The sequence below is a fragment of the Azovibrio restrictus DSM 23866 genome, from assembly GCF_000429665.1.
Lineage (GTDB): Bacteria > Pseudomonadota > Gammaproteobacteria > Burkholderiales > Rhodocyclaceae > Azovibrio > Azovibrio restrictus.
On record NZ_KE386939.1, the window covers coordinates 1 to 15,889 of the forward strand.

Annotated in this window: 23 protein-coding genes; 9 read left to right on the forward strand and 14 right to left on the reverse strand. The window is 64.4% G+C overall.

What is annotated here, in order from left to right; translation table 11 throughout:
* The coding region (locus G474_RS23710) for a transposase (RefSeq protein WP_211228163.1) at positions 1-161 on the forward strand (161 nt) is incomplete at its 5' end.
* A 281-nt stretch (positions 162-442) separates the two neighbouring features.
* A complete protein-coding gene (locus G474_RS0118615) occupies positions 443-826 on the forward strand; it encodes a nuclear transport factor 2 family protein (protein WP_043465380.1) in 384 nt (127 codons plus the stop codon).
* A 218-nt stretch (positions 827-1,044) separates the two neighbouring features.
* Here G474_RS0118615 and G474_RS23715 read toward each other — a convergent pair whose 3' ends face one another.
* From G474_RS23715 to G474_RS21685, 11 genes are all read right to left on the reverse strand, one after another.
* Complete coding sequence (locus G474_RS23715; protein WP_156919352.1) at positions 1,045-1,257, reverse strand: hypothetical protein; 213 nt, start codon at positions 1,255-1,257, stop codon at positions 1,045-1,047.
* A 115-nt stretch (positions 1,258-1,372) separates the two neighbouring features.
* Positions 1,373-1,657, reverse strand: coding sequence for a hypothetical protein (locus tag G474_RS0118620; protein ID WP_026688257.1), 285 nt, complete (start codon positions 1,655-1,657; stop codon positions 1,373-1,375).
* 65 nt (positions 1,658-1,722) lie between these two features.
* Complete coding sequence (locus tag G474_RS0118625) at positions 1,723-2,316, reverse strand: hypothetical protein (RefSeq protein ID WP_026688258.1); 594 nt, start codon at positions 2,314-2,316, stop codon at positions 1,723-1,725.
* Positions 2,317-2,369: 53 nt separating this feature from the next.
* Positions 2,370-2,822 (reverse strand): hypothetical protein, encoded by a 453-nt coding sequence (locus G474_RS0118630; RefSeq protein WP_026688259.1) that lies wholly within the window; start codon positions 2,820-2,822, stop codon positions 2,370-2,372.
* A gap of 91 nt (positions 2,823-2,913) precedes the next feature.
* Positions 2,914-3,429, reverse strand: coding sequence for an ureidoglycolate lyase (locus G474_RS0118635; RefSeq protein ID WP_026688260.1), 516 nt, complete (start codon positions 3,427-3,429; stop codon positions 2,914-2,916).
* Positions 3,426-4,451 (reverse strand): allantoicase, encoded by a 1,026-nt coding sequence (gene alc, locus G474_RS0118640; RefSeq protein ID WP_026688261.1) that lies wholly within the window; start codon positions 4,449-4,451, stop codon positions 3,426-3,428. The genes G474_RS0118635 and alc overlap by 4 nt, the downstream gene beginning before the upstream one ends.
* Positions 4,452-4,581: 130 nt before the next feature.
* Positions 4,582-5,319 (reverse strand): amino acid ABC transporter ATP-binding protein, encoded by a 738-nt coding sequence (locus G474_RS0118645; protein WP_026688262.1) that lies wholly within the window; start codon positions 5,317-5,319, stop codon positions 4,582-4,584.
* Complete coding sequence (locus G474_RS0118650) at positions 5,306-5,959, reverse strand: amino acid ABC transporter permease (RefSeq protein ID WP_026688263.1); 654 nt, start codon at positions 5,957-5,959, stop codon at positions 5,306-5,308. The genes G474_RS0118645 and G474_RS0118650 overlap by 14 nt, the downstream gene beginning before the upstream one ends.
* Positions 5,959-6,645: an amino acid ABC transporter permease gene (locus G474_RS21680; RefSeq protein WP_043465384.1), complete on the reverse strand. Its 687-nt coding sequence runs from the start codon at positions 6,643-6,645 to the stop codon at positions 5,959-5,961. Before G474_RS21680 ends, G474_RS0118650 begins: the two co-directional genes overlap by 1 nt.
* A gap of 50 nt (positions 6,646-6,695) precedes the next feature.
* The gene (locus tag G474_RS0118660) at positions 6,696-7,496 is read right to left on the reverse strand and encodes a transporter substrate-binding domain-containing protein (RefSeq protein ID WP_043465387.1); all 801 of its coding nucleotides are present in this window, start codon (positions 7,494-7,496) and stop codon (positions 6,696-6,698) included.
* A 24-nt stretch (positions 7,497-7,520) separates the two neighbouring features.
* A complete protein-coding gene (locus tag G474_RS21685; protein WP_043465390.1) occupies positions 7,521-8,225 on the reverse strand; it encodes a FadR/GntR family transcriptional regulator in 705 nt (234 codons plus the stop codon).
* 431 nt (positions 8,226-8,656) lie between these two features.
* On the opposite strand from G474_RS21685, the gene G474_RS0118670 reads away from it, so the two are divergent.
* The 3 genes from G474_RS0118670 (at position 8,657) to G474_RS0118680 (ending at position 10,764) form a co-directional block, all read left to right on the forward strand.
* Positions 8,657-9,481: a DUF3592 domain-containing protein gene (locus tag G474_RS0118670; protein ID WP_026688265.1), complete on the forward strand. Its 825-nt coding sequence runs from the start codon at positions 8,657-8,659 to the stop codon at positions 9,479-9,481.
* A 48-nt stretch (positions 9,482-9,529) separates the two neighbouring features.
* On the forward strand, positions 9,530-10,240 hold the full coding sequence (locus G474_RS0118675; RefSeq protein ID WP_026688266.1) for a hypothetical protein: 711 nt from the start codon (positions 9,530-9,532) through the stop codon (positions 10,238-10,240).
* 104 nt (positions 10,241-10,344) lie between these two features.
* A complete protein-coding gene (locus G474_RS0118680; RefSeq protein WP_169729558.1) occupies positions 10,345-10,764 on the forward strand; it encodes a hypothetical protein in 420 nt (139 codons plus the stop codon).
* Positions 10,765-10,789: 25 nt separating this feature from the next.
* On the opposite strand, the gene G474_RS23720 is transcribed toward G474_RS0118680, so the two are convergent.
* The 3 genes from G474_RS23720 to G474_RS21690 form a co-directional block, all read right to left on the reverse strand.
* Positions 10,790-11,272 (reverse strand): hypothetical protein, encoded by a 483-nt coding sequence (locus tag G474_RS23720; protein WP_156919354.1) that lies wholly within the window; start codon positions 11,270-11,272, stop codon positions 10,790-10,792.
* A 257-nt stretch (positions 11,273-11,529) separates the two neighbouring features.
* Positions 11,530-11,700 carry a hypothetical protein gene (locus G474_RS23725; protein ID WP_156919355.1) on the reverse strand — a complete coding sequence of 57 codons (171 nt, stop codon included), beginning with the start codon at positions 11,698-11,700 and terminating at the stop codon, positions 11,530-11,532.
* Between the two features lie 80 nt (positions 11,701-11,780).
* Positions 11,781-12,326 (reverse strand): DUF2059 domain-containing protein, encoded by a 546-nt coding sequence (locus G474_RS21690; RefSeq protein ID WP_043465393.1) that lies wholly within the window; start codon positions 12,324-12,326, stop codon positions 11,781-11,783.
* A 226-nt stretch (positions 12,327-12,552) separates the two neighbouring features.
* On the opposite strand from G474_RS21690, the gene G474_RS0118695 reads away from it, so the two are divergent.
* The 4 genes from G474_RS0118695 (at position 12,553) to ureC (ending at position 15,887) form a co-directional block, all read left to right on the forward strand.
* Positions 12,553-13,428, forward strand: coding sequence for an urease accessory protein UreD (locus tag G474_RS0118695; RefSeq protein ID WP_026688268.1), 876 nt, complete (start codon positions 12,553-12,555; stop codon positions 13,426-13,428).
* Between the two features lie 10 nt (positions 13,429-13,438).
* Positions 13,439-13,741, forward strand: coding sequence for an urease subunit gamma (gene ureA / locus G474_RS0118700; protein WP_026688269.1), 303 nt, complete (start codon positions 13,439-13,441; stop codon positions 13,739-13,741).
* A gap of 134 nt (positions 13,742-13,875) precedes the next feature.
* Entirely contained in the window at positions 13,876-14,181 is a 306-nt protein-coding gene (locus G474_RS0118705; protein WP_026688270.1) for an urease subunit beta, read from the forward strand.
* Positions 14,181-15,887, forward strand: coding sequence for an urease subunit alpha (gene ureC / locus G474_RS0118710; protein WP_026688271.1), 1,707 nt, complete (start codon positions 14,181-14,183; stop codon positions 15,885-15,887). The genes G474_RS0118705 and ureC overlap by 1 nt, the downstream gene beginning before the upstream one ends.
* Positions 15,888-15,889: the final 2 nt, after the last annotated feature.

The following is a 15,889-nucleotide window of genomic DNA, read 5'->3' on the forward strand; positions in this document are numbered from 1 at the left end:
AAGAGGCGTTTGGCTGGATCAAGACCGTGGGCGGCTTGCGGAAGACCCGCCACAAGGGCGTGGCCAAACTTGCCGGCCAGGCGCTTCTCTGCTTTGCCGCCTACAACCTGACCCGGCTGCAAACCCTGCTGGCGCCGAGGATGAAATTGCTGCCCACATAGGGCGAGGTGCGCCCGCTGCCGGCCCGGTGGCGGGGAAATGGGGCCGAAAGCCCCGTGACAAAGGGCGAAAAGGCCCGAAAAACCGGGCCGTCGGGGCTGCCGCCCCGTAAAAAATCTCGGCAGGGAAAGAAAATCGGGAATCACGATGAGTTTCTCACCAGCCTGCTAGCATTACGGTCGAGAGGGACAGTCTGCAAGCTGCGCTTCTCGGTTCCCCTTCGGCTTCGCCGCCGGGCGGCCCTTCAAGCTAGACGTTATGCAGCATTTCACGGAGGTAGCAATTGAGCCCCACTGATATTCGCGCACTTGTCGACCACTACATCGACGCTTACAACCGCAAAGACATTGACGATATGCTCAAGGGCGTTCATCCGCAGGTAGAGTTCAAGAACATTTCTGCTGGGGTGGTGAACGCAAGCACAAATGGAGTCGCGGAACTTAGAGCACTTGCGCAGCAGTCGTTATCGCTGTTCTCGGAACGGCATCAGGAAATTGAGTCCTTCGAGCTTCAAGATCATGTAGCGGTCGCCACTATCGCTTTTCGTGCCGTCGTTGCTGCCGATCTGCCAAACGGCCTGAAAAAGGGGCAGGTTCTGAATTTCTCTGGCCGCTCCGAGTTCGAGTTCAAAAACGGTGCTATCTCCAAGATCACGGACATTAGTTGAGTGTCCCCATGCTGCATAGCCCGGCGCTTAACCTTTCTCCCTTCTGTCACTGGGCGCTGCGCGATAAAGCCATGCATCGTGGCGGGCGCTGAATACATTCAACTTCTACCTGGACAATCGCAGCCAGGGGGCGAGGCGAAGACTCTATTTCGCGTCCACCACGGCAAACCCAAAACCTTCAGTGCTTACACCACTCGGCGGGGCACGATCCAGGAAGTCTATGCACCATTTCCTTTTCCGCTTTCAGTCTTAGATCCGGGAGTCTCGCGAAACAGGAAATTCAGCAGCAACAGCATGATAGGGACGCCAAGCACCACACCCCACGAAACGCTTTGTAGATCAAATACATATTTCAAGAGGGCTCCAACGAGAGCGGCTGTCAAAGCGCGAAGCACCATCCCGGCGGTGTTTTTGTTCGAATACCAGCGCATGTTTTCCCTCTGTATCCAATGTCCGTAGGCGAGCTGCCCGAGTGAGGTTGTGACCTCCCAAGGGCGGAAGCCAGGGGCTGCTGACCAGGGAAGTCTCGGCGAACCGAGGGCTTAGCTACAGGTCCGCCGGGTTTCCATCCTTGAGTGTTCTGCCGACCAGCCGCAGGGCGAGGGCGATGCTCCGGAACGGCAGTTCGATGATGATGTCCAGGATATCCCAGATGTACAGGCCCTCATCCTGGTGGCTGGGGCCGGGATTGAGGTAGTGGGTCAGCACGAAGCAGCCCACGGCCGTCAGCAGGACCACCAGGTTGAAGCCGGATACGAACAGGTCAAAGACCAGGTAGGCCCCCAGGCAGAACAGGGTAAGGGCGCCGAACCGGCGCAGGGCGTCAAGCATGGGGACTCCTGGAAAGATGGACGGGCGGCCGGGTTTCACGGGGTACGGCTGGGCCAGGACGACCCTCAGCAGTGCTGAAGGATGTTTGTACATTTCCCCTCCGCCGGATCATGGAATACGTAAGCGGCTGCTTTGTCATGGAGATAGCCGTCTACCGGGAGCTGCCCCAGGAACACCAGGGGGCCGCTGGGCCCAATCGGCCAAGCTGGAGCCTGCAGCCAGCGTGGTGGCTGCCGGATGTAGCGGAACGCGCTCAGGAGTGCGTCCTTCAGCCATTTCTTTTTCTCCCTGAGATTACTGTCCGGGGGAGCATTTAGCAGGAGCGAAGCCGCATAGCTCAGGTCCACATCCAGCCATTTCGGCTGGGCTGTACTCAATAGCGCCATAAGCTCGGTGGTACCGGCGGATATCTCGGCGTGGATGCCAAGGGTTAGCAGGAAATCGGACAGGGTGCTTTGGGCGTTGAGGATGTCCCCCGGATTCCGGTAATCCAGATTGATCAGGTAGTGGTAGAGCGTAGGCCAATGGGCGTGTCTGGGGGCTTGCTGCTCGCTCAGGAGCTGCTCCAGGGCTGCATCCTGATAGAGCTTTTCTTCGAATGCGCTGATGTCCAGGCGACCTTCGGTGAAATCGGCAAGTAGCTGTAGCAGTGGGTTCATGGCTGTGTCGCTCGACGGGGACAGTGATGACGAAGGGCTGGAGCAGGTGGCCGTCACGGCACATCGATGCATTCCAGGCTGGCCGGCAGGATGTGGCGGTTGGCGCTGTCGTACTGGAAGTGCAGGGAGCGTTGCCAGCTTTCTTCGCCATGGCCTTCCCCGAACATCCAGGTGCAGGTCTTGATGGGGTTGCCTGTGCAGGAAAAGCTGCTGTAGGACTGAGCCCGGGGATTGAGGGACCAGAGCAGATGGCTGGCGATGACGTGTTCCACCCGGGTGGGTGGAAGCCGCGCTGTTTCCTCATCCATGTACGGGCCGGCGGCTTCGCAGTGCACCTGGTCCTGGGGAATGGGCAGCCGGGCAGCCTGCACCAGGGCCTGCAGGATGGGCCCGGCTTCAGCTTCCGTGGGCTCGTGGGGCTGCGGTTGGGCCAGGTGATGGCCCCCCAGGCCGCCCAGCAGGAAGGCGGTGCTGGCGGCGAGGAGGACGGCGGTGCCTTGTTTCATGAATCTTCCGGTGGCGGGGGAGGGGGCCAGAAATACCGGAATGTCATGGATGTGGCAAGGGGGATGCCGGTGTTCCCGGAATCCGGTCGGCTCAAGCCCTTCCGGCGGCAATGGCGCAGGGTTGGTCCAGGGCCCTTTCTTCGCAGTTGTTGCCGGGGCCTTCCCGGTCGATGACGAGGAAGTCGCTGGGACCTTCCAGGGCCAGGAGGGGGTGGTGCCAGGTGCCCGGGTTGAAATTCACGCCCTGACCGGGGGCCGCCAGAAAAAGCTGCAGGCTGGCGGCGCGCAACTCCTCGCCGGGAGCGGCCACCAGGACCAGATAGGGGCGGCCGGACAGGGGCATGAAGGCCTGGCTGGCCAGGGGGTGGCGCTCCATCAGGGTGACCAGCAGGGGAAGCTGCCGGGGCTCGGCCTGGAAGATGGAGACCAGGACCCGCCCCTCCGGACCCGGTTCGATGCGGGCCAGGTCGTGGAAGCGGCGGGCGGTGCCGCCATTGATCTCCAGGACCCGACGGGCCGCGCCCGGTTCGATCACCTGCCCGTAGGGCGCGAAGGCGGCGGCTTCCAGGGGCCGGGGGGAGAGCAGCAGGGGCGCCGGACCGTTCATGCAGCCACCTTGCCCCACAGGCGCAGGCGGGAGACGCCTCCGTCCGGCAGGATGTTGAAGCGCACATGGGTCACGGGTCCCAGAGCGGCCAGGCCGTCGAAACGCTGGATGCAGTCCATGGCCAGGGGCTGTTCTCCCATGAGGATGGGCCAGAACATGCTTTGGGCGACGATGGAGCCCTCGGTGGCACCCTCCACACGGGCGGCCTGGAGGGAGCAGCGATCCGGGAAATTGCCCTTGAAATGGGCGGTATCCACTTCCACCGCCTCGATGATTCCCGGCGCTCCCAGGGCCAGGATGCACCAGTCGTGCCCCGGCTCCCGGCGGCGGCGGGTTTCCCAGCCGTCGCCCATGTCCACGCCCCGGCCGGGCAGGATCAGGTTGGCGGCGGCGCCGAAGTGGGCGTCGTTCCAGGCCAGGGCCCGGCCGCCGTTTTCCAGGGCCACCAGATCGTAGGTCTGGGCCGGATCGGCCAACGCGCCCAGGGGCCGGCCGTACACCCGCAGGCGGGCGATGCCGCCATCCGGGTAGATGTGCAGGCGCAGGTGGGTCCAGCCCTGCCGGCCGGCGGCCAGGGCGGGCAGCAGGTGGTGCCGGTTGCCCTGGAGGTCGGTGGCCGGCAGCAGAGGGGTCCAGGCGGCCTGCTCCAGGGCGGCCGGATCATCGCTGGCCGCATCCGTGGCCTCGATGGCGATGGCCGGCGCATAGTTGCCGGTGAAATGGCTGGTATCCACGTCGAAACCCAGGATTTCCCCCCGGCGTCCCAGGCGGATCAGGCTCCAGTCGTGGCCGGCCACCCGCTTGCGGCGGGTTTCCCAGCCGTCCATCCATTTGCCGTTGGCGTCGTAGCGGCCGGGGATGAAGCGGGCGGGGGCCGGGTCCAGCAGGCGCTCCAGGGGCGCAAAGAACTGGTCCGAGGCGGCCAGGGCCCGGGCCCCGAGCCGGGGGTCGGCGAGATTGGTGGCCTGCCGGGCCCAGTCGGGCAGTTCGGCGGGCGGGGCGATGATGATGTTCTGCTGCATGTCGAAATCCTGTCGCTGGCCGGCACGGGCGTGCCGGCGAAAAAACTGTCTGCAAAGGTAATGGCCTGAGGGGCACCTGCCAACCCGGCCAGCCGAATAAGCGCTATTCAGATCCCTGATAGTTCCGGTCTCACATGACGCTGCTGATGAAGCTGGCCAGTTCCGGCGTCCGGGGCTGGGCGAACAGTTCCCTGGGGTCTCCGTATTCATGCACCAGGCCCTGGTACATGAACACCAGCTTGTCGCCCACTTCCCGGGCAAAGCGCATTTCGTGGGTGACCATGATCAGGGTCATGCCCTCGGCGGCCAGCTGTTTCACCACTGCCAGGACTTCATTGACCAGTTCCGGGTCCAGGGCCGAGGTGATCTCGTCGCAGAGCAGCACCCGGGGCGACATGGCCAGGGCCCGGGCGATGGCCACCCGCTGCTGCTGACCACCGGAAAGCTGGTCCGGATAGGCGTCAAACTTGTCCTGCAGGCCCACCTTGAGGAGCATGGCCTTGGCCGTGTCCCGGGCGCTTTCCTGGTCCATGCCCTGGACCACCGTGGTGGCCAGCATGATGTTCTCGCCGGCGCTCAGGTGGGGGAACAGGTTGAACTGCTGGAATACCATGCCCACCTTGAGGCGCAGGGAACGGAGCTGTTCGGCGCTGTCCTGGTGCGCTTTCAGGGCCGTGCCATCCACCTCAATCTCCCCGGCGTCTATGCTTTCCAGCCCGTTCAGGGTGCGCAGCAGGGTGCTTTTGCCGGAGCCGCTGCGGCCGATGATGGCGACCACTTCGCCGGGTTCGACGGCCAGGTCTATGCCCTTCAGCACATGGTTGCTGCCGAAATGCTTGTGTACGCCGCGGATATCAACGAGAGACATGGAGCTTCCTTTCCAGGTATTGCGCGTAGAGGGAGAGGGGATAGCAGAGGAGGAAATAGCTGGCCGCCACCAGGCCGTAGATCAGGAAGGGCTGGAAAGTGGCATTGGCCAGCATGGAGCCGGTTTTGGTGAGTTCGATGAAGCCGATGATGGAGGCCACGGCCGTGCCCTTGATCACCTGTACCGAGAAACCCACGGTGGGGGCGATGGCCAGGCGCAGGGCCTGGGGCAGGATCACGTGGCGCATCTGTTCCAGGTAGCTCATGGCCAGGCTGGAGGAGGCTTCCCACTGGCCCCGGGGCACGGCTTCGACGCAGCCGCGCCAGATTTCCGCCAGATAGGCGCTGGAAAACAGGGTGAGGCCCACGGCGGCCGCCAGCCAGGGGGAAACCTCCAGCCCCGCAAGGGAAAGGCCGAAGAAGATCAGGAACAGCTGCATCAGCAGCGGGGTGCCCTGGAACACCTCGATGTAGACCCGGGTGGCCTGGCGCAGCAGGCGGGAGCGGGACATCCGGGCAAACAGGATCAATAGCCCCGTGGCGCCGCCGAAGAGGAAGGCCAGGGCAGACAGGGCCACGGTCCACTTGGCGCCATCCGCCAGGCTTTGCAGCAGGGCCCAGAGGGAGAATTCGACGGTCATCAGCGCACCTCCGGGGAGCAGGGGCGGCGGGGCGCCACGAAGCGGCGTCCCACCCAGTTGAGCAGCTGGCGGGTGAGCAGGGCCAGCAGGAAGTAGAGGAAGGTGACCACCAGGTAGGTTTCAAAGGCGCGGAAGTTCCGGGACTGGATGAAGTTGGCGGCAAAGGTCAGGTCTTCCGTGGCGATCTGGGAGCAGACCGCAGAGCCCAGCATGACGATGATCACCTGGCTGCTCAGGGCCGGCCAGACCCGCTGCAAGGAGGGGCGCAGCACCACATGACGGAAGGTCTGCCAGCGGTTCATGGCCAGGGACTGGGCTGCCTCGATCTGGCCCCGGGGCGTGGCTTCGATGCCGGCCCGGATGATTTCCGTGGTGTAGGCTCCCAGGTTCACCACCATGGTCAGGATGCTGGCCTGCCATTCGTTGATCTGCACCCCCAGGGAGGGCAGGCCGAAAAAGATGAACAGCAGCTGGACCAGGAAGGGGGTGTTGCGGATCACCTCCACGTACAGGCGGAAGGCCCAGTCCAGGGGATGAATCCGCCAGGCCCGGACCACGCCCCCCAGGGTGCCCAGGGCGCCACCGAGGAGCGCCCCCACCAGGGTCAGGCCCAGGGTCACCCCGGCGCCCGTGACGAGGGCGTCGGTGTAATCGAAGACGGCGGGAAAATCGAATTGATAAGCCATGGCTGGCCTCTCCTGCTGGGGCCCCCGGCCTGGCCGGGGGCGGGTCGGAATCAGAGGTTCTTGGGCAGCGGGCTTTGCAGCCAGCGCAGGGAAAACTCGTTGAGCCGGCCATCCGCCTTGGCCTTGGCCACGATCTCGTTCATCTTCGCCAGCAGGGCCGGTTCACCCTTGGCCACGCCGATGTAGCAGGGGGTGTCTTCCACCGGGAACTTGGCCGACAGGCGGCGCAGCTTGGTCATGGCATTCACCGAGTTGGCGACGATGTTGCCCAGGGTCACCAGCTGCACCTGGCCGGTGAGGTAGGAGGAAATGGTGGCGTTGTTGTCCTCGTAGCGCTTGATGATGGTGCCGGCGGGGGCCAGCTTGGTGAGGGAAAGGTCCTCGGTGGAACCTCGGGTGACGCCTACCACCTTGCCGGTCAGATCCGCCGGTCCGGCGATCTTCGCGTCCTCGGGACCGAAGACGCTCTTCACGAAGGGCACGTAGGGGGCGGAAAAGTCGATGACCTTGGCCCGCTCGGCGTTCTTGCCCAGGCTGGAAATCACCAGGTCAGCCTTGCCGGTGGTCAGGTAGGGAATGCGGTTGGTGCTGGTGACCGGGATCAGTTCCACCTTCACGCCCAGCTCCTGGCCCACCAGGTTGGCCATGTCGATGTCGTAGCCACGCAGCTTCAGGTCGGGCCCCAGGGAGCCGAAGGGAGGAAAGTCCTGGGGAATGGCGATCCGGACCACGCCATTCTTGTGGATGTTGTCCAGCACATCGGCACGGGCGACCAGGGGCTGGGACAGGACGGCACCGGCCATGAGGCCGAAGGCAAGTTGCTGCAGGAAGGAACGGCGAGGGGTTTTCATGATGACTCCTGGGGTTGGGGTAGGTCAGAGGGCAAAGGAAGGCAGGCGGGCGGGCAACTCCAGCCCGACACGGTGCGCGGCGGAAAGCAGGTGGGCCTGCATGGCCCGGGCGGCGGCCTGGGGATCGGCGGCGGCCAGGGCCTGGAGAATCAGCTGGTGTTCGTCGGCGGGGGCCCAGACCTGGCGGGAGTTGGAAAAGGGCAGGCGCAGGCTGTGGGCGATCTGCCCCCGGTACTGGGCGGCGATGGCGACCAGGCCGGGGTTGCCGGAGAGCTCGGCGATCCGCAGGTGAAACTGGAGGTCCCATTCGGAGGCCATGACCAGGTCTCCGCTCTGCAGGGACTGCTGCATGCTGGACTGGATTTCCTGCAGTGAAGCCAGGGCGGCCTGATCCACCCGTTGGGCTGCCAGGGCGGTCCAGGTGGGCTCCAGGGCCAGGCGGAATTCGATCAGGGCCGCCGGGGACATGCTGCCCCCGGTGGTGTGGGATTCCGGCAGGGAGGCGGGGTCCGGGGTTGCGCCCACGGTGACGAACACTCCTTTGCCGGGTTGGGAACGGACCAGGCCCAGGGCTTCGAGCATGGAAATGGCCTCCCGCAGGGAAGCGCGGCTGATCCCCAGGGATTCGGACAGTTCCCGCTGGGGCGGCAGGGTGTCTCCCTGACGGAATTCACCGCCGACGATCCTGCGTTGCAGGGATTGGGCAGCGATACTGGAAAGGCTGGGCATCTTCGGGCTCCTGGTGGTCTAACTGGTCTGACCGGTACGAACACTTAGGCAACAGCCGTGCCAGCTGCTGAAGGGTTTCTCTAAGGCATTGATTTGAATGTTTTTGTGCGCTGAAAACGGCGGCGGGGCCCGTTTCCGGTGTGGGGCGGGCGCGGCGCAACAAGCACCAGGGCGGTGCCCTCTGGCACTTGCCATGCGCCAAACTGGCGCGCGGGAGCTCAGGGGCGAAATGCTGCTCCCGGCGGCGGCGGGGATATCGGCGGGGCGCCGGGCCCGGCTAGGGGCACTGGGCGGCGAGGCTTACCTCCAAGGCATTCTTTTTCGGGTGATGAGCGCCGCTTGCCAAGACCTGGCAAGGCTTGATCCCATTGGATTATTCCTTCGGAATGGTGCAGAATTTAGCCCCTTTGCATACTCATGGTGGATTGAACATGGAGCTGTTTCCCGCATCGCGCCCCCTCAAGCTGGATGCCCGCGGGCTGGGCAAGGAGGGCCGCAAAATCCTGCTCGCGATTGTGCTCACCCTGATCGTGGGGCTGGCCGTCCTGGGTTTTGCCGGTTTTCTGGGCAAGACGCTCCTGCAGGAGCGGGACCTGTGGAAACGGGGTGAGGCCGGAATCATCACCAGCCTGTCCGGCGAGGTGAAGGAGACCCGGCGCCTGATTCCCGATTACGACTACAAGCTCAACGTCGGCTACAAGGACGCCGAGGGCAAGGCCCATCGGGGTACGGCGAAGTTCGACTACCTGATCGTGAAGCTGGACGAGGATAGCGACGTGGAGCTGCGCTACGATCCCCAGTCACCCGATCAGTTCGTGCTCAACTGGCAGGCCGAAGGAGGGCTGCCCCGCTGGGGCATGTTCCTGCTCATCGCCGCCGTGGGCCTGTTTTTCGTGGGTTCCGTGCCTTTTACCCTGGGCAAGCGCCGCAAGCGCAAGGCCCTTTTGCAGCAGGTGGCCCGGGATGGCCGGGAGCTCTGGCTGGAAGTGCTGAAGCTGGAAAAGCAGTACGGCAGCTTCATCCTCACCTATCTGCAGCCCGCGGGCGGGGAACAGGCGGGCAAGAAGAAGCAGGAGTCGCTCCAGGTGGCGCCCCTGATCGTCCAGCGGGAAGGCAAGGACTACGCCCTGGCCCTCAGTTCCCCCCAGGCGCCCGGCAAGTGCTTCTTCGTGTACGAGGACCTGGGCCCCTTCTCCTTCAGCGACGCAGAGCGGACCGCCATCGCCCAGAAGCTGGCGGCGAATCGGGGCAACTAACCCGGTTCCGCCCATCCTTTCCTTGAACCTCCACCAGGAACACATGCCATGGTCGCCTACGTGATAGAAGAGGTGGTGGCTGCCCGGGAAAGCCAGCCGGAGCTGATCTGTCCGCACTGCAAGACCCAGGGAAAGCTGGAAATCATCCTGCTGCGGATCCAGGTCACCATGGCCTTCATTCCCATGATGGGGCTGATCAAGGGCGGTTGGGCCAGCTGCGCCCACTGCGGCCTGCCGATTCGGGTCGATGCGGAGGATGGCCCCATCCGGCAGGCTTACCGGGCCTTCCGGCGCCGGACCTGGACGCCCCTGCGTTACCAGAGCGGCATGATCGGCCTGCTCCTGGTGCTGTTCCTGATCTTTGCCCAAATGTTCTACCAGACGCATCACAACCCCTGGGACCAGCGGCCCGACCCGGCGATCCTGGCCAATCCCCAGGTCGGCGACATCTACCAGGTCGCTATCACGAGGATCGTGCATGAGCCTGGCGCTGACAGGGTGGATACCCTGGGCTACACCCTGGCCCGGGTGGAAGCCGTCGGAGAAAAGGTGGTGACCCTGCGTTTCCGGGACAATCCCGCACCCGGCTCAAGCCCGCCCATGCTCGACGATCTCCTGGACCGGCCCGGCAATTACGCCGGAGAGCCTGTCCTGGTGAAGCGCGGGGCGCTACGGAGCAAATCCCTGGACATTCCCGGCACCACCTATCGGGACGAGCATAGGTCCCTGGGTTCCATCTTCGCGGCCCGGCGGCCGTGAGCCTGGGGGCGGGGCTGTCCTGGCGGCAAGCCGTCCCGTTTTCTGGACATGCGCCGGCCCGCGCCTGGCGCCGTCTCTGCCACCTGTCGGGCTTGCCGGGGCTGTTGCTCGCTGTGTTGGCAGTCCCACCGGCTCTGGCCCAGACCGGAGTGCACTGCGCTCCCGATCTCATCAAGGCCCATGGCCTCAAGCTGCCCCAGGCGGTACTGCTCCGAAGCCGGAGCCAGGAGGACATGGCGCAACCCAGCCAGCTGCTTTGTGAGACGACTTACGTGGTTCCGGGGCCGCAGGCCCGGGCGATGGAGGCCCTGTTGAGGCGCCGGTACGGCATGGGCAAGCTGGTCTTCGAGTGCTGCGGCTGGGCGCCGGAAAAAGGCAGGAGCGGATATTTCCGCCGCTCCCATCCCATGGCGGATGGGGCCGAGGCGGTGTACGCGATCACCCTGTCTTCGGAAGAAACCCTGGAACGGCGCTGGGACAGGATAGGGAAGTTCTACCTGACCCTGAGCATTTACGCCCTTTGAGTCGAGGCAGCGCCTGGCGCGAGGCTCAGGGCTGCTGCGAGCTTTTCTGATAAGCGGACTCGAAGTCCTCTCCATCATTTAGCCTCGCTATGAGAGCAAGAAGCCCTGGGCTGCCCACTTCCGCTAGCCAATGTCGTAACTCGTGCCCCGCCGCTGAATAGACCGGCCGAATTTCAGGTTCCCCTTTGGCTTTGCGTTGAACATTCTTGTCCTCACCATATCGGTGAACTGCGTCGAGCCATTGCCTCAATGATTTGAACGTATGTAGTTCTTCACGCGTTGGGCGTGGAACATTGGCTGCTACGAGAAATTGCCAGTGACTTTCAGAATGCTCTGGCGCCTCGCTTATCGCGACTGCCACGCCTTCATCAAACCACTGCGGCAAATGCCATCCTGCGTGAAGGGTTAGCCGGGAGCGCATTTCAGCGTGCGACCATTCGTGAGCCAGAAAATGCCAGTTCAGACCACGCGGCGAAAGCAGGATCCGATCACCGTAGACCTTCGCCACAGAACCTCTCCCTCCGAATGCTTCGTAGCATTCCTCTGTGATACAGGCATGGACTACGGGATGTGAGTTCACAGTACCGTATGCTAGGCGTATGGCCTCTTCCGCTTTATTCACTGCCGCACGGAGATTGCTACCTGCCGTTTTGTCTGCGCCAGCCTCTACGTAGATGCTGGGGGCGACCTGGGTAAAACCAAAACTCTCTGGTGCGAGGAGTTTGCCTCCTTGAAGAACGCTGCACCCACAGAGGAGACTTACGGCTAGAAGAGCAATGATCCAAGACTGACGCATGATTGGCTCAGCCAGAAGACGGGTAACTCGGCGGTATAGGGCGGGATGCTCTCGATCCTGTCGTTCAGGTCGATGAAAGCGGCCCAGGCGGGCCAGGGCAGAAGGAGCAGGGCCAGCCAGGTGGCGCAGCGGCGTTTCATCCTGAAAACCTCACTTCAAGTCCGGGGGAAAACCAGGTCTGGCATCGGCCAGCGGTCTCCCCCTGCTCAAGCCAACCGGATCAGGGACGCGCTTGTCCGGCAGCAGGGGCCGGATCGGTCGTTTCCAGGGCGGCCTTGAGCTCGGCCATCAGTTGCCCGATGGAAGCATCCAGGCGGCGTTGCATCTCGAGGCCCATGACCTGGGAGAAGCCAAGCATTGCCGCCTGGGCTGCCGCCACATCCTTTTTGCCGGTGGGCGAGCGGTAGTAGGCGAGTATCTTGTCCAGTTCGGCATCGGTGAGCTGTTTGCCGTAGAAGCCGGCCCAGATATCCACCAGCTCCCTGGCGGTGAACATGCTGGAGCAGCGTTCCAGGTAGCGGGTGAATACCTGTTCCAGCTTCTGGTGTTGTGCGCCTTCCGGCATGCCGCTCTCGGCAATCATCTTCTGATACAGGCTTTGTCCCAGTTCGCTGGCCTGGGCCCTGGACTGGTCGAGCTGTTGCTGGAACATTTGTTCCAGGCCCTGGGCTTCGATGATCCTGGCGACCTTTGCCTGTCGGGCCGATGTATCGGCCCAGGCATGGGCGGAAACCAGGAAGGTCAGGGCAATGAGCAGATATTTCATGGGGGGCCTCGTGGAGTGGGGAGATTCGGCGGAGCGGGATTGGCGGAGCGCGGATCAAGCCCGGTCTGCCTGGGCCGGTCCGGGACTGTGCTGCAGGGGCCCAGACCTTATGCCAGGGGGGATGCCGTTGTCAATGAAGAGGCCGGGTGCGGTTGGCGTCTGGCGGCCGGGTACGTCATCCTGCGTATGGTCAGGGAGCGGACAAAACGGCTACAGTAGCCGCGCCATGGATCGCCTGCCTGATTCCTCCTCCCCGGCTTGCCCCGTTGCCGCGCCCACCTGGCACGCCGAGTTGCATCTCGGCTTCGCCCATCGCGCCGGCCGCACGGTGCTGCGCGAAAACCGCCACCGCGGTCCGCTGCGCGTGCAGAAGGCGCTCTACCCGGAAGGCGACGGAGTCTGCCAGGCGCTGCTGCTGCATCCGCCCTCGGGCATTGCCGGCGGCGATCATCTGGCGATCGACATTGCCGTCGACGACAACAGCCACGCCCAGATCACCACGCCGGGCGCCGGCAAGTGGTATCGCTCGGGCGGCGCGGCGGCGTCGCAGACGGTAACGCTGAACGTCGCTGCCGGCGCGACGCTGGAATGGCTGCCGCAGGAGAGCATCGTCTTCGACGGCGCGATTGCCCGCATGGATACCCACGTCACGCTTGCCGCCGACAGCCGCTACCTCGGCTGGGACATCCTCTGCCTGGGCCGGGCGGCGGCTGGTGAGCGCTTCGACCACGGCCGTTTCGACCTGCACTGCCGCATCGAGCGCGCCGGCAAGCCGCTGTGGATCGAGCGCGGCAGCGTCGCCGGCGGCGACGCCATGCTGCACAGCCCCGCCGGCTGGGCCGGCGCGACGGTATGCGGCACGCTGCTATGCAGCTTTCCGGAACTGCCGCAACAGGCCGCCGCCCTGCTCGAAGCGCTGCGTACATTGACGCCCGGCGATGGTGCCCGCCACGGCATCACCGCCCCGCCCGGCTTGCTGATCGCCCGTTACCTCGGCGACAACAGCGAAGCCGCCCGGCTGTGGTTCGCCGAACTGTGGAAAATCCTGCGTCCGGCCTGCTGCGGCCGGCCGGCCGTGCTGCCCCGAATCTGGAATACCTGAAGGAGTCGTTATGGAACTGACACCGCGTGAGAAAGACAAGCTCTTGATCTTCACCGCCGGCCTGCTCGCCGAGCGGCGACTGGCCAAGGGCCTGAAGCTGAACTACCCGGAAGCCGTCGCGCTGATCACCTGCGCCATCATGGAAGGCGCCCGCGAAGGCAGGACGGTGGCCGAGCTGATGCACGCCGGCACCCAGGTGCTGACCCGCGCCGATGTGATGGACGGCATCGCCGAGCTGATCCCGGAAATCCAGGTCGAGGCCACCTTCCCGGATGGCACCAAGCTGGTCACGGTCCATAACCCGATTGTTTGAGGAGTGGAGAGTGGGGAAGTGGTGAGTGGAGAGTTTTCGGCGGCGCGACAGCCTCACCTCCGCCCCCCTCCCACTCCACTCTCGACTCCCGACTCTCAACTCTCAACTCTCCTCCCCCCTTTCGGAGCTACGCCATGATCCCCGGAGAACTCCTCGCCGAACCCGGCGAACTCGAATTGAACGTCGGCCGGCCGACCATCACACTGGTCGTCGCCAATACCGGCGACCGGCCGATCCAGGTCGGCTCGCACTACCACTTCTTTGAAACCAACGCCGGTCTCAGCTTCGACCGCGACGCCGCCCGCGGCTACCGCCTCGACATCGCCGCCGGCACCGCCGTGCGCTTCGAGCCGGGCCAGAGCCGCACCGTGCAACTGGTCGCGCTGGCCGGCGAACGCAAGGTCTATGGTTTCCGCGGCCTCGTTCAGGGAGCACTGTGATGGCGAACAAGATTACCCGTCAGGCTTATGCCGAAATGTTCGGCCCGACGACCGGCGACCGCCTGCGCCTGGCCGATACCGAGTTGATCATCGAGGTCGAGAAGGACTACACGATCTACGGCGAGGAAGTGAAATTCGGCGGCGGCAAGGTCATCCGCGACGGCATGGGCCAGAGCCAGCGGGTTTCCGCCGAGACCGTCGATACCGTGATCACCAACGCGCTGATCGTCGATGCCGTCACCGGCATCGTCAAGGCCGACATCGGTCTCAAGGACGGCCGCATCGCCGCCATCGGCAAGGCCGGCAACCCGGACATCCAGCCTGGCGTGACTATCGTGGTCGGCCCCGGCACCGAGGTCATCGCCGGCGAAGGCATGATCGTCACCGCCGGCGGCATCGACAGCCACATCCATTTCATCTGCCCGCAGCAGATCGAGGAAGCGCTCAATTCCGGTGTCACGACGATGATCGGCGGCGGCACCGGGCCGGCCACCGGCACCTTTGCCACCACCTGCACGCCGGGGCCGTGGCACATCCACCGCATGCTCGAAGCCGCCGAAGCCTTCCCGATGAACCTCGGTTTCCTCGGCAAGGGCAACGCCAGCCTGCCGGAAGCCCTGCGCGAGCAGGTCGAAGCCGGCGTCATCGGGCTGAAACTGCACGAGGACTGGGGCACGACGCCCGCTGCCATTGACTGCTGCCTGTCGGTGGCCGACGAGATGGACATCCAGGTCGCCATCCACACCGACACGCTGAACGAATCGGGCTTCGTCGAAGCGACGATTGACGCCTTCAAGGGCCGCACCATCCACACCTTCCACACCGAGGGCGCGGGCGGCGGCCACGCGCCGGACATCATCAAGGCAGCTGGCCTGCCCAATGTCCTACCCAGCTCGACCAACCCGACCATGCCCTACACGGTGAACACCATCGACGAGCATCTCGACATGCTGATGGTCTGCCACCACCTTGACCCGAGCATCGCCGAGGACGTGGCCTTCGCCGAAAGCCGCATCCGCCGCGAAACCATCGCTGCCGAGGACATCCTGCACGACCTCGGCGTCTTCTCGATGATGTCTTCCGATTCGCAAGCCATGGGCCGCGTCGGCGAAGTCATCATTCGCACCTGGCAGGCAGCGCACAAGATGAAGCTGCAGCGCGGCGCGCTGCCTGAGGACAACGCGCGCCACGACAATTTCCGGGTCAAGCGCTACATCGCCAAATACACGATCAACCCGGCGCTGACGCACGGCATCGCGCACACCGTCGGCTCCATCGAAGTCGGCAAGCTGGCCGACCTCGTGCTGTGGAAACCCGCCTTTTTCGGCGTCAAACCGAGCCTGATCCTGAAGGGCGGCATGATCGCCGCCGCTGCCATGGGCGACCCCAACGCCTCGATCCCGACGCCGCAACCGGTGCATTACCGGCCGATGTTCGGCAGCTTCGGCAAGGCGCTGAAGACTTCGGTCACCTTCGTTTCGCAGGCGGCGCTGGAGAATCCCGCCGTCGCCGCGCTCGGACTGTCGAAGCCGTTGGTCGCCGTCTCCGGTTGCCGTGGCGTGCAAAAATCCGACATGGTGCACAACGGCGCCACCCCGGAAATCACCGTAGATCCCGAAACCTACGTGGTCAAGGCCGATGGCGTGCATCTGGTCTGCGAACCGGCGACCGAACTGCCGCTGGCGCAACGTTACTTCCTGTTCTGATC